Origin of the sequence: Treponema putidum (assembly GCF_000755145.1) — a bacterium.
GTDB lineage: Bacteria > Spirochaetota > Spirochaetia > Treponematales > Treponemataceae > Treponema_B > Treponema_B putidum.
This window is the reverse complement of the sequence record NZ_CP009228.1, coordinates 2,039,265-2,052,087: the sequence shown is the minus strand read 5'-3', so window position 1 is coordinate 2,052,087 and position 12,823 is coordinate 2,039,265. Positions and strand designations below refer to the sequence as shown.

13 protein-coding genes and 1 pseudogene are annotated in these 12,823 nt (G+C 32.2%); all 14 read right to left on the bottom strand.

Translation table 11 applies throughout. The features are described 5' to 3' along the window. Positions 1 to 2 precede the first annotated feature (2 nt). Positions 3 to 1,028, bottom strand: coding sequence for a glycosyltransferase family 2 protein (locus JO40_RS09355; protein WP_044979098.1), 1,026 nt, complete (start codon positions 1,026 to 1,028; stop codon positions 3 to 5). A gap of 107 nt (positions 1,029 to 1,135) precedes the next feature. After that, entirely contained in the window at positions 1,136 to 2,371 is a 1,236-nt protein-coding gene (locus tag JO40_RS09350) for a glycosyltransferase family 2 protein (protein ID WP_044979097.1), read from the bottom strand. Between the two features lie 9 nt (positions 2,372 to 2,380). Continuing rightward, positions 2,381 to 2,647, bottom strand: coding sequence for an LbetaH domain-containing protein (locus JO40_RS15075; protein ID WP_276324862.1), 267 nt, complete (start codon positions 2,645 to 2,647; stop codon positions 2,381 to 2,383). 65 nt (positions 2,648 to 2,712) lie between these two features. Next, entirely contained in the window at positions 2,713 to 2,982 is a 270-nt protein-coding gene (locus JO40_RS14765) for an LbetaH domain-containing protein (RefSeq protein WP_245608832.1), read from the bottom strand. Positions 2,983 to 3,083: 101 nt separating this feature from the next. Beyond that, a pseudogene (locus JO40_RS09340) lies at positions 3,084 to 3,482 on the bottom strand (dTDP-4-dehydrorhamnose 3,5-epimerase family protein); the annotation flags it as partial. Between the two features lie 168 nt (positions 3,483 to 3,650). Beyond that, positions 3,651 to 4,574, bottom strand: coding sequence for an NAD-dependent epimerase/dehydratase family protein (locus JO40_RS09335; RefSeq protein WP_044979096.1), 924 nt, complete (start codon positions 4,572 to 4,574; stop codon positions 3,651 to 3,653). Positions 4,575 to 4,611: 37 nt separating this feature from the next. Further along, positions 4,612 to 5,481 (bottom strand): NAD-dependent epimerase/dehydratase family protein, encoded by an 870-nt coding sequence (locus JO40_RS09330; RefSeq protein WP_049992360.1) that lies wholly within the window; start codon positions 5,479 to 5,481, stop codon positions 4,612 to 4,614. A gap of 81 nt (positions 5,482 to 5,562) precedes the next feature. Beyond that, a complete protein-coding gene (gene rfbG, locus JO40_RS09325; protein ID WP_044979095.1) occupies positions 5,563 to 6,627 on the bottom strand; it encodes a CDP-glucose 4,6-dehydratase in 1,065 nt (354 codons plus the stop codon). A gap of 2 nt (positions 6,628 to 6,629) precedes the next feature. Next, positions 6,630 to 7,406: a glucose-1-phosphate cytidylyltransferase gene (rfbF, locus tag JO40_RS09320; RefSeq protein WP_044979094.1), complete on the bottom strand. Its 777-nt coding sequence runs from the start codon at positions 7,404 to 7,406 to the stop codon at positions 6,630 to 6,632. Then, the gene (locus tag JO40_RS09315; RefSeq protein WP_044979093.1) at positions 7,403 to 8,278 is read right to left on the bottom strand and encodes a glycosyltransferase; all 876 of its coding nucleotides are present in this window, start codon (positions 8,276 to 8,278) and stop codon (positions 7,403 to 7,405) included. The genes rfbF and JO40_RS09315 overlap by 4 nt, the downstream gene beginning before the upstream one ends. A gap of 27 nt (positions 8,279 to 8,305) precedes the next feature. Beyond that, positions 8,306 to 9,382, bottom strand: coding sequence for a glycosyltransferase family 2 protein (locus JO40_RS09310; RefSeq protein WP_245608831.1), 1,077 nt, complete (start codon positions 9,380 to 9,382; stop codon positions 8,306 to 8,308). Then, positions 9,336 to 10,442 (bottom strand): non-hydrolyzing UDP-N-acetylglucosamine 2-epimerase, encoded by a 1,107-nt coding sequence (gene wecB, locus JO40_RS09305; RefSeq protein WP_084224535.1) that lies wholly within the window; start codon positions 10,440 to 10,442, stop codon positions 9,336 to 9,338. Before wecB ends, JO40_RS09310 begins: the two co-directional genes overlap by 47 nt. A 19-nt stretch (positions 10,443 to 10,461) precedes the next feature. Then, entirely contained in the window at positions 10,462 to 11,988 is a 1,527-nt protein-coding gene (locus JO40_RS09295) for a methyltransferase domain-containing protein (RefSeq protein ID WP_084224534.1), read from the bottom strand. Positions 11,989 to 12,011: 23 nt separating this feature from the next. Beyond that, positions 12,012 to 12,785 carry a class I SAM-dependent methyltransferase gene (locus tag JO40_RS09290; protein WP_044979092.1) on the bottom strand — a complete coding sequence of 258 codons (774 nt, stop codon included), beginning with the start codon at positions 12,783 to 12,785 and terminating at the stop codon, positions 12,012 to 12,014. Between the last annotated feature and the right edge of the window lie 38 nt (positions 12,786 to 12,823).

Below are 12,823 nucleotides of genomic sequence, written 5' to 3'. Positions count from 1 at the left end.
TATTATCTCCTTATTTTTTGAATCAGACGCACAAAACCGTATGGCAACAGACACTTGATTACTTTTCTTACCGTTAAAGTTTTTTTTATATAAAATTTGTCATTATCCTTAGCTGTTTTGTTAAAATATTTTTCATCTTCGATGATTATGGAAAATAACTGTTCTACATCAGATTGCATAATCGTTTGTGTAAATTCGTTTTTATCTATTGCTTTTTTTAATTCTTCAAAACATTCTTTTGTATAAAACAATGAATGACGTATAAAATACTCGGCATGAGTATAGTTGAAGTATCTAAAATAATCATAATAAGCCTGTGCAGCAAGTAAGTTACGGTGAAATTGATTTTCTTTTGTCCATATTCCATCTTTATGTATCCTATATACGGCAACAATCTCATTTTTAAAAAAAGCCTTTCCTTTTTTCAAATGAAATATATAGCGTTCGGTATCGGCACGAAAAGACGATTCGCTCGGCGTACCTATAGATTCTTTTATTATCTGAGGAATACCATTATTATACACGATATTTCTAAAAATGCTTCCGGCAGTTTGCGTTATAATAACTTTATCTTGCAATAAATCATTAAAATCAAATATAGCTTCTTTTACATTACTTTCAATAAACGGCTTTTTGGTTTTGTTCTCATACAACATCATACAATTAGAGCTATAAATTGTAAAATCTTTATGAGCATCAAGGAAATCAACCGCTTTTTGTAAAAAAAACTCATCAGTATAATAATCGTCCGGATCGAGCACACAAAAATATTCAGTCCGCACCCTTACTTGAGCTTTAAGAATGTTAGCAAGAAGCCGTTCGTTTTTTTCGGATAAAATTATTTCAATTTTTTCGGGATATTGCCTTTGTAGTTCTTTTATTATTTCAATAGACCCATCCGTCGAACAATCGTCCGTTATAATAAGCTTAACGCCAAAATCAGTTTTTTGGTTTAAGACGGAGGTTACTGCTTCATTAACATATGCCCCTCGATTATAAGAAGGCATTAAGACTGTGAGTTTATTCATAGTGGCGTCAATTACTATATTTTTTAACTCAATAACAGTAACATTGAGTTTTAATTTTATTTTAGTAATTTTTATTAAAATTAACTAATCAATTATAAACAGGTTTATTACATTTTAAGTTCTTCAAAATTTATGTTTTTATTTATCAAATCCATAACCATTTTTGATGCTTTTTGCATTGTCATATTGGGATCATCATTCCAAGAAATATACAGACTAATATCGTTTTTTATAAAGTATTTTTTAGTGAAAGGAATACGTCTTAAAATATATCTGATACAACGCCAAGGGAAAAAAAGTATACATCTTATGAAATTCAAAATTTTTATATAAATAACAGAAATTTTACTATATAATTTAACAACTGTTATATTACAATTATTTACTTTTATTACTTTTAACAAAGCGTCATACTTACTTGGTTCTTTTGCATATTCAATATTTGCAAGTATAGATGAAAACATTTTAACTTTTAAAAAAGAAGAAAAAAGTTTTTTTATTTTTAAGTTCGGAACAGTTTCCATAATAGTTAATAAAGCATCCCATAAATATAATTCAGCAGATTCAATATTAAAATCTCCTGTTTCAGATCTCAATTTAAAATTATCATTCCATGTTTTTTCTCTCAAAGCTGTTTTAGGAGAAGTGCCGACCCAGCCCAATGGTATTTCAGAGCGAAGTATTTTTTTTGAAAACAATACAGATATCGCTGCCAGATTAGCATCCTGTACCGTATATGGATGTAAAAAGAATCCTCGTTGTACTTTTTTTACATTGTCTATAAGAGACCTATGAAAAAGTGATGTTGTATACATTTGAGGTAAATCAAAATATCCACACGGTAATTTGCTGTATAAAGCTTTATACATTTCTTTTTTAGCTGATAATATTTTATATTTGTTTTCTGCCGAATATGATATACATACGTCACCATATTTTTCATAGCAATCTTTCCAAAAATAAAAAACGCGTCTGCTTGAAATAGCTTGTATTTTTTTTGATTCAGCTATTGCAGCAAGCTTATCAGCCAAAATAAAAAAATATGGTTGAAGAGCATCATCCCCCCCTAAATATATCTGCCATGTTCCGATAGCATGAGACTGAGCCCAATCAAAATGTTCGGCAATAGTAAAAGACCGTGGTGTGTGAAATATTTTTACATTTTTATGATTGACTGTATCTACATATTCAGAAGTACCATCATCGGATTGATTATCACTAATAATTAGTTCATAATCCGAATAATTTTGTGATAATACAGAATTAATGACTGACTCAATATAAGGTCTTACATTTTTTACCGGTAATATAATTGAATACCTTGGTACAATTTCATTTTTCATAGACATATCCTAATCAAATATTTCTCTAAATTTATCAATATTTTCCTCAGTAAGTGGCTCTGTGAGCAAAAAATCCATGTACTTCATAACTTTCTCCTCTGTAAGCTTTGAATAATCGGCAAAAGATAATAATTCTTTTATGATATTTTCATTAAACCTATATTTTACAATTCGTGCAGGATTACCGGCTACAATTGAATAAGGTGGAACATCCTTTGTAACTACTGCACAGGCGCCGACTATAGCACCTTGTCCTATGGTTATGCCTGGTAAAATAAAAGCCTTATGCCCTATCCATACATCATCGTTAACTGTAATGGATTCTTCATCTTTTAATTTTTCTATATCAAGATTCTTAAATATATCTTTAGTATTTTTTTTGTTTTTTCGGAATAATAAACATTAAATGGAAAGGTAGATACTGTCTGATAAGGATGATGTCCACCTAATAAAAAAACTACATCTTCAGCAATTGAGCAACATTTGCCTATTTTTAAGATACCACTATCCACATAAGCAAGATTTAGTCTTCCATAAGAGTGTTTACTTAATTCCATTTTATTTATATCATATATCCCTGCAGGCCAAAAGTTAGGATTTTTGAATTTCATATAGAATTTTTCCAAAAAAATTTCATATTCTACGGGGGGGGGAAGAAGATACCTCGTATTTTTCTTGCAATACGCAGCATATTTTGCATAAAATTCATAGTTTAATACCCAGTCATCTTATATTTCATAAAAGAATTTAATCCTTTATCCTTTTCTGAAAGGATCAATTTTTCCTTTCCACCAATTAAATCAAGTGGCCATTGTATATTCAAATCGGGATCATCCCAAATAATACCGTCATCGTATTCGGCATAAAACACTTCAGCACATTTATATGATACAACCGCATCTTCTAAAACCAAATAACCGTGTGCACAACCCTCCGGTATTAAAATTTCATGCTGATTTTCTTGTGATAATTCAAAACTCATCCATTTGCCAAATGTTTTTGAAGATTTTCTTAAATCAGCAACAACGTCAAATACTTTTCCACTAATACACCGTACTAATTTTGCCTGTTGTTTTTCCCGTTGAAAATGCATTGCACGTATAACGCCTTTGCGAGAATATGTGTAAAAAAACCTCTTTCAAATTATGCTGTATATTATTTTGCTCAAAAATATCAACGGAATAATCTTTTATAAACATTCCACGATTGTCTTGTGCACAAAAGGGCGTAATTAAAAAAACGCCTTCAATTTTTTGTAATGTAAAATTAAAATGCTGAATCATAGTATACCTTTAATGGTTAATGCTATTCCTCGTGAGAAATCATATTGCGGATGGAAACCCGTATCTTTTGTTAGAGTGGAAATATCATACCATTCCTGATTATATTCAAGTCCGTCATCGGGAAGTTTATTCAATATGATAGCATCCTCTCTACCATATATATGTGCAATTTCATGTAAAAAATCTTTGAGCGGTTTTGATTTCCCCGAGCCTATGTAATAAAAATTTTTCGCATCAGTTGAAAATATCAATAAGTAAATAGCCGTTATAACATCATCTATATATACAAAATCCAAAATTTGTTTTCCCGATGAATAAACAGGCTTATGTCCTTTTTCCAATTCAGAAACAGTATAACTTATGAGGTTCCCTGAAAAATTTTTAGGACCGTATACATTGCCGCACTGCATCCAGATATATTTTTGATTAAGTAATTTACATGTTATATCCGTTAAAAAATGTGTACATTTTTTTGCAGCGGCATAGGTTAAATTCGGTGGGGGCAAGGTAACATTAAATATTTGTTCTGATAAATGCTCAGATACAGTACCCATACATAAAAATCTTTTACATTTTATTTTTTGTAGTGTATAAATTAAATTGCAGGTATACTCCGCATTCTTCAACTGAATACGATAATCGGCTCGCATTTTTCCGCAGGAACCGTTCCATGCTAAATGTACAACAGCATCATAATATTCGTTCGGTACTAGCTCCGGTAAAGCAGCAATATTATCCATATCACAATAAATTATAGAAAGATAGCTGTTTTTTTTCAGCAATGAAATATCCGATTTTTTACTTCTTACCACTGCATATACTTTTGTTTTATTCTGGGTTAAAAAATTTGTTAAATGGCTTCCAATAAAACCGTTTACTCCGGTTATCAAACAAATCCCGCGTTGCATAATTTTTTCCATAATTACGCAACCTTTCGACCGGTAAAATAATATTTAGCTACATATAAATCAGGGGGGGGCCGAGTTCGGTTTCCAAATTTCCGCATATATGATGCTTTGAAATATCTGCACACAATGGAGGATACATTACTTCATTCATACGGTAATCCTTAGCTCCCCACAGAAATAGTCCTTTTACCTTATATAATTTTTCAATAAGCAATCCTAAATCTTTTAGTTTTATTTCTTCTCCAATAATTTGTTCTACTGTGTTATCATAAAAACCGTCATTTTTGATATTTGAAATAATATATCGAATTAAATTATCGACATGGATAATATCTAGAGTTTGTTCACCTTTAGATAATTCAACGGGAACATTATTTTTACAAGCATCAACTAATAAACTGACGATTTTTTTTCGTGTATCATTTTTTCCGAATGTGTCGCATAATTCCAAGGTCTTAGACATAATACCGTTTTTACTATACCAACAGAGAATATCAGCAAAAGCTTGCTTGGTCGCTGCATACAAATTTGCCGGATTATATATTTGATTATTTATATGCTGCCAGCGCGTTCCGAAATTTAATAATTTAGTTATGCCGTTAGTTTTCATTGCCTCCAATAAATGTGTACCAAATACAATATTTGAATCAAGCAACGATTGTAATTCATCTTTTGTATGATTATTTATATATAAAGTTGCTAAATGAATTATCACATCCGGCTTATAGTTTTTTATGGAAAAATCTATATCCTCATAATTTAAATAATCATACACTATTAAACTATCTTTTTTCGCTTCTAAGTGTTTTAAACCAGATGTTCTACGCTTCAAAATAGCGACTTCATGTTTATCATCCAACAATGCCAATACCAGGTTTGTTCCAATAAAACCGGTTGCTCCAGTACAAAGAATCTTCATGATCAAAACATCCTTGTATAATGTTTTATAGCGAGAAATATGTTACCAAGTATAAATAGGCGCTTCCATTTTACTATATTTTCAAACATTGGTTAATCCTTTAAAATATTCCACTATCTGCCTATCAGTTATCTCTCTAGGAGATACACCATTTATTACAGCTTTTTCCCATTCTACAACTTTTTCAACAGCCGTTCGTATATTCCAATGAGGCCTCCAACTTAATATGTTTTTTGCTTTTGTATTATCAAGTTTTAAAAAGTTTGCCTCGTGCGGAGCATCAGTTTCTGCATTAGTTTTCCATGCGGCTCCGTTTCCCCAAGCTTTACAAAAAATATCCGAAAGCTCACCCGTTGTAACATTACTTTCGTCATCAGGACCAAAATTATAAGCTCCTTCCAGCTTTTTGTTTCCATATTGTGCTTTTGCTAAAAGCAGGTATCCGGATAAACATTCAAGAACATGCTGATAAGGACGAGTTGAATTTGGATTCCTTAATACTATTGTTTCACCATTTTTAATAGCTCTGATACAATCAGGTATTATTCTGTCTTCGGCATAATCTCCGCCGCCTATAACATTTCCGCTTCTGGCAGTGCTTATTGCAGGTTTATCTGGCTCGATAAAAAAAGAATTTTTATAACTGTAGGTAACAAGTTCACTGCAGCTTTTACTGTTTGAATATGGATCAAAGCCGCAAAGATTTTCATTTTCGCGGTAACCCCAGCACCATTCTCTGTTTTCATATACCTTATCGGTAGTGATATTTACAAAAGATTTTATGGAATTACATTGCCTGAGAGCTTCTAAAATATTTACCGTTCCCATAACATTTGTGCTATAGGTTTCAACAGGTTCTTTATAAGAAAGACGAACCAAAGGCTGCGCTGCAAAATGAAATATAATATCAGGTTTAGCAGCCTTTACAGATTCAACTAACTTTACACCATCACGTATATCTCCTAAAATAGAGTCTATATCATTATCCGTTTCTGTCAATTTATACAAAGAAGGTGTAGTTGGAGGTGCAAGAGAATAACCCGTAACTTTGGCTCCTGCATTAACTAAAATTCGTGTAAGCCATGTGCCTTTAAACCCTGTGTGTCCAGTAATAAAAATACGTTTATTTTTATAAAAATTAAGCATCTCTACTTCCAAACCTTCCAAGGCGGATTATCAGAATTCCATAAAGCATTTAATTCCATTTTTTGTTTTAACGTATCCATAGGTTTCCAAAAACCTGTATGCTTATAAGCCTTTAATTGGTTATCCCGAGCAAGCCCCTCCAATGGTTCTCTCTCAAAAATGGTCGAATCTCCTTTTTTAATATAGTCAAAAACTTCAGGTTGGCAAACAAAAAATCCTCCGTTTATCCAGCTGCCATCACCAGCAGGTTTTTCCCTAAATTCGGTTATATCATCAGCATTATTTAAACTTAAAGCACCAAACTTACCGTCAGGCAATACGGCAGTAAGGGTTACCAACTTTTTATTTCTTTTGTGAAAATCCAACAATTCAGGTATATTTATATTCCCCACGCCATCCCCATATGTCAGCATAAAGGGTTCATTACCGATATATTTTTGAACACGTTTGATTCTGCCTCCGGTCATAGTATTAAGACCTGTATCAACCAATGTAATTTTCCATGGTTCCGAGTCTGAATCGTGATAGGTAACATCATTAGAAACCAAATCTACTGTAATATCGCTTGAGTGCATATAGTAGTGATAAAAATAATCCTTTATATAATAAGACTTATATCCACAACAAATTATAAAATCATTATATCCATAGTGAGAATATATCTTCATTATATGCCAAAGAATAGGTTTTCCGCCTATCTCTACCATGGGCTTAGGCTTTAAATCGGTTTCTTCCGAAAGGCGTGTACCAAGTCCTCCCGCTAAAATTATTGTTTTCATCTTACAAAAGACCTCAACACTTTTCGTAAACCTCTATAAAGAAAAGTTCTTTTAATCTTACTTTTTAAGGTACGATGTTCATACGGACTACCACCCATTTTAATCCATTTTTTATAGTTTTTTTCCCAAGTTACATTATGAATACCGTCCCAAAATTTCGGCCGACCATACGCATGAAGAATCTTTATATCCTGCATATCTTTATCCGTAACAGGATGTGCATAATACTTGTTTGTAATATATGTATCAAAATTTAAATTAAATTTCTGTAATAGTAAATTTACAATGGCGACCTCCGGCAAAAGCAAATGCTCCGCATATATTGGAGTATTTTCAATAAGCCATTGATAATAAATTAAATAATCCTTAATTTTATGATTTAATACAAAAATCGGAATACAGATTCCTTTTTTTGTAAGATCAAATTCAGTATTTATAACTTGACTAATTGTAGGATAAAACTGAGAGCTCAAAGGTTCAAGTGTATACGAAAATATCATACCGGAATCCGTGTTTTTTTTAAGCTCAGACAGATCTTTTAAAATAACGACATCATAATCCGTCCATATTACCATTTCATAATCCTCAAGCAATCTAAAACACTCGTAACGGCAAAAAACCATCAAGGAAAAATATTTAGTTATAACTTCTTTAAAACCTTCTACTTTTTCAAAAGGTGATTCATACAAAATAAATCGTGTAGGAAAAATACTATTAATCAACTTCTGATCTTTTTCCGAAATACCGTCATGCAAAATTACAATCTCATCTGCAAGATTAGGATTAGTATCCTTTATATTCATTACAAGACAAGCCATTGCAGGTACGTCATTTGATGTTCCTCCGGTTACTACTGCCGTTTTTTTCTTCATATTTATGCTCTCCAAAAAATATTATTTTTAATGTCGTTCTATTTTTTGTATGATTCTAACAAAACCATAAGGTAAAATGCATTTTACGGCTTTTTTAACTATATTAATTACCCTCATCAAGCTTGATTCGGGCAAGTTAATAAAATCGAATATTCCATCAGGTAGTTCAAAATTAAAATTTTTATATAAAATTGTCCCGATATGCTTATGGTTTTTATAAAAAACAAAGGCTTTAAACCATCTTCTAATATTTTTATCCTTAGATTTAAAAAGATTTATATCTTTTTTTGTTAATGCTATCCCATTGCATACCAATTCACAATACAAGCCATGTATTGTAACTAAATCAAAAATATTATCAAAAAATTGAGCAATATACTTATACTTAACTCGCGCCCGTTGTAAAAGAATTTGCTGTCCTCTACTGCTTGAAGTCAAACTCTTATTATGTTGTCTGTACTCGTATAAATTTAGATTACAACCATCAATACTTGAACTGAAAAAAAATCTCAACCAATATTCATAATCTTCAGCTAAAAAAAAATCGGGTTCATATCCCCCGATCTTTTTTGCAATATTCGCCCTGTACATAAAACAAGCACCTACTACATTATAATTTACAATATTTCTTGGATGGGATACAGTATTGGAAGAAGTAATAACCTCACCTGCTTCATTTATGATATCCATATTACAGTATAAAAGTCCAAGATCCGGATTAACATCCAAGATTTTAACCATTTCTTCCAGAGCATTAGACTTATATCTATTATCATCGCTGGTCCAAGTATAATACATACCGGAGGCATGTTTAAAACCTTCATTTAATGATGCAGGTAATTTTAAATTTGTTTTATTTGTAAAAACTTTTATTCTGCTATCTTTCAAAGAAAATTCATTGATTATATTTAAAGTGTTATCTGTCGAGCAATCATTAACTACTATAAGTTCCCAATCGGTAAAAGTTTGATTGATAATACTTGTTAATGATTCTGCAATATATTTTGATCCGTTAAATGTCGGTAAAACAATGCTGACCCTAGGCATAAAAATTCCCTTAAAAAACTTTTTGTAATAAAAGATCGACAATTCTTTTTCCGGCATGGCCGTCACCATACGGATTAACAGCTTTAGCCATATTGGAATATAAAACACTATCATCCAACAAATCTTTTGCCGACTTATAAATTTTTTCGGAATCCACTCCAACAACCATCACAGTTCCGGCTTTTACAGCTTCAGGGCGTTCCGTTTCGGTTCTTAACACTAAAACAGGTTTTCCAAAATGAGGCGCCTCTTCCTGTATTCCTCCTGAGTCGGTCATTACCATATAGCATCTGGCCATCATATTGTGCATATCCAAAACATCAACAGGATCAATTAAAAAAATATTACTTATACCGGCTAGTTTACCGAAAACAAGATCACGTATAGCAGGGTTTAAATGAACAGGATAAATAAAAATAACATCAGCGTATTCATTTGCTAACTTAGAAATTGCATCACAGATATTTTCTATAGGGGTTCCTAGATTTTCCCTTCTATGTGCAGTAACTAATACGACACGCTTTGAACTAAAATCTATTCTCTTTAATGTTTGATTATGAAAAGTGTAATCTTTTTTTACAGTTATTGCAAATGAGTCTATAACGGTATTGCCTGTAACATAAACATTATTTATGATACCTTCTTTTAATAAATTCTCTTTATTTTGTTCGGTAGGAGCAAAATAGATAGAACTTATCCTATCCGTCAAAAGCCTATTCATTTCCTCAGGAAATGGTGAATACATATCGTTAGTTCGTAAACCCGCCTCCACATGACCGACAGGAATTTTTTGATAAAATGCAGCTAAAGCTGCAGCAAAGGATGTCGTTGTATCACCATGAACAAGGACAACATCCGGTTCTTCCTTCAATAAAATGGGTTCCAATTTTTCCAGAATGGAAGCCGTTATGCTTGTTAATGTCTGTCTATGTTTCATTATATCGAGATTATATGACTCACTGATATTAAAAACATCCATTACCTGTCTTAACATTTCCTTATGCTGTCCGGTTAAGCAGATAACAGTTTCCATTTCAGGGCGGTTTTTCATTTCTAAAATAAGAGGACACATTTTTATTGCTTCAGGTCTGGTACCGAATACAACTAATACCTTCAATTACAGTTCTCCCAAAATATTATTTTCTAAATATCCAGCCTCTAAATAAACCGTCATCTTTTCCATTCTCATATTTTATTGACGGTATTATTTCTAAGGTACAGTTATGGCTAATGGCAAAATCATGCATATCCTTATCACTAATCCACTGTTCCCAAGGATCAAGTTCAAGAGCTCCAAGCTTTTCAATAGGTTTGTCAATAACAAAAAAAGTTCCGTTTTTTTTCGTTATCCGATACAGTTCCTGTAAAGCACCGTTTATATTAATAGCATGTTCTAATGCTTCACATACATACACAAAATCGAATTTTTCATTTTCATGCGGAATATTTGTAAGCCGTCCGGATTTTTTCGATACAGTTTTATTGATCTTTGTCATTACTGTCTCTGAAAGGTCTACAGCAAAATATGTATTAGACGGATAATCTTCGATCAAATTATTTAAGTAACGTCCTTTACCGCATCCTACATCGCAAACAGTTACAGAGTTATTAGAAGAGTTTTTATTTTGGCAGTCTTCCAACAAACTTTTTACGGCAAGATACCGACCATCTGTTTTTTTAATTGTATCTATAAAAACAGGTGCCATTTTTTCAAATGCGAGTTTTCCTTTATATGCCAAAGCATCCAAAAAATATTTATTTGCCCAAGAAATTTCTTCATCGGGAAAATAATGAGCTTTTTTATTGCCGAATGTAAAGTATTTATTTATAAATGAGACCGGATAACTTCCGTACCAGCCGCCCGAATCATTTTGCAATGAACAGGCATACTCAAAAAGGCTGTTTCCTTTTTCAAGTTCTCCTAATTTATAATACACAAGAGCCAACTGAAACATTCCGGTAGAACATACCCAATCGACATTATTTAAACCGGGAATTCCGCCTTTTTTATTGCGGAATTTTTCAATATTATGCATAGCTTCTTTTATAAGTTCGGTTTCTCCCATATCAAGAAGACCTTCCATAACATATGCATAAAAATGAGATAAAAAATTAAAGTTCAAAATTTTTTGCTTGAAGTTTGCAATGTAATAATCTTTTATTTTTACTGCAGATTTTTCATATTCGGGCTTATTAAAAAGTTTTGAGGCATCCTTTAAAGGAGTAAGGCAATAAGTATGGACCAATTCCGAATAAAAAAAATCATCTTCAGGAAAGCAGTTATCAAAAGCAGGTTTTAAACACCCCTCTTCAGTCATATTGCACAAAATCCAATCACAGCCTTTAATGATATTCTTTTTTACTTCAGGCATTACAGGATATATTGCGATCAATCCTTTTAGAATCTGTGCCGTATCAAAAATATACGGATGTATATTTCCTGAATCATACCAAGCCCCATCAAATTTTTGCAGAGAACATAGCGATTTTGCATAGTTTGCTGCTAATCCTTTATAACCCCATTCAATTAAAGTAGGTATGTAATATCCGGTTACTTCGGGATATATTCTTTTTTGTTTTGATGTTACAGCAATACCGGAATCATTAATTGAATTATTTTTTATCCAGTTAATACAATTTTTAAACCTCTGAATATTATCCATATTTTCTACCTTTTGTAGTTAATTTATTTCTTGGTTCCGATAGTAACCAAAAGATACCCTTGATGACAATCATCCTCACAAGCATTCTCTTTTATCCATCTATCCAAAGCAATACGCAAATAATTATCTTCTGGTAAAAATTGTAAAGCATGGTCTTTTCCAATTGTATATTCGGTTATGTTTTCAAACCCTGCTTCTTCAAATTCTTTAGCCAAACTGTATTGCGGACATTCTTTTCCATACGGCCAAGTACCGTTTGCTTCCATCATGGCTTTTCCTGTTCTATATGCTATTGAGGCAGCATTGGGAATTAAAGAAATCATACGTTTTGTTACCCCCCCCCAATTTCTTAGTAGAGAGATTCTCTCATCTCTATCAAAGTGTTCCAATAGACCAGCCTGAAATACCGTATCAAATTCATTTTCCTTAAACGGAAGGGGCTTTGTAGCATCCGCAAAGGTCGAATGTATATCTACATTTGTCCGAGATGCCAACTCTGTTGCACAAGCCAAGGCTTCTTTAGAAAAATCCAATGCAGTAGAATTTCTGCCATACATAGCTAAATAAACCGAAGTTATACCTGTTCCGCAACCGATTTCAAGTATTTTTTCATCTTTTTGAGTTATTTCAACTAGATGTTTTGACCATATAGAAACATTTTTGTCTTTAATATTCTTAACTAAATTATCTACGATAGAAGGGTTGTATAATTTTCCCCATTCTTCGTCTGTAAGAGCTTTTTCATACGCTGTCTTTTTACGTAAGACCGACTTGATAAAAGTTTTAATGTTATGCATTTTTATGAACCTCCAAAATAACAATATTTAACATCTTA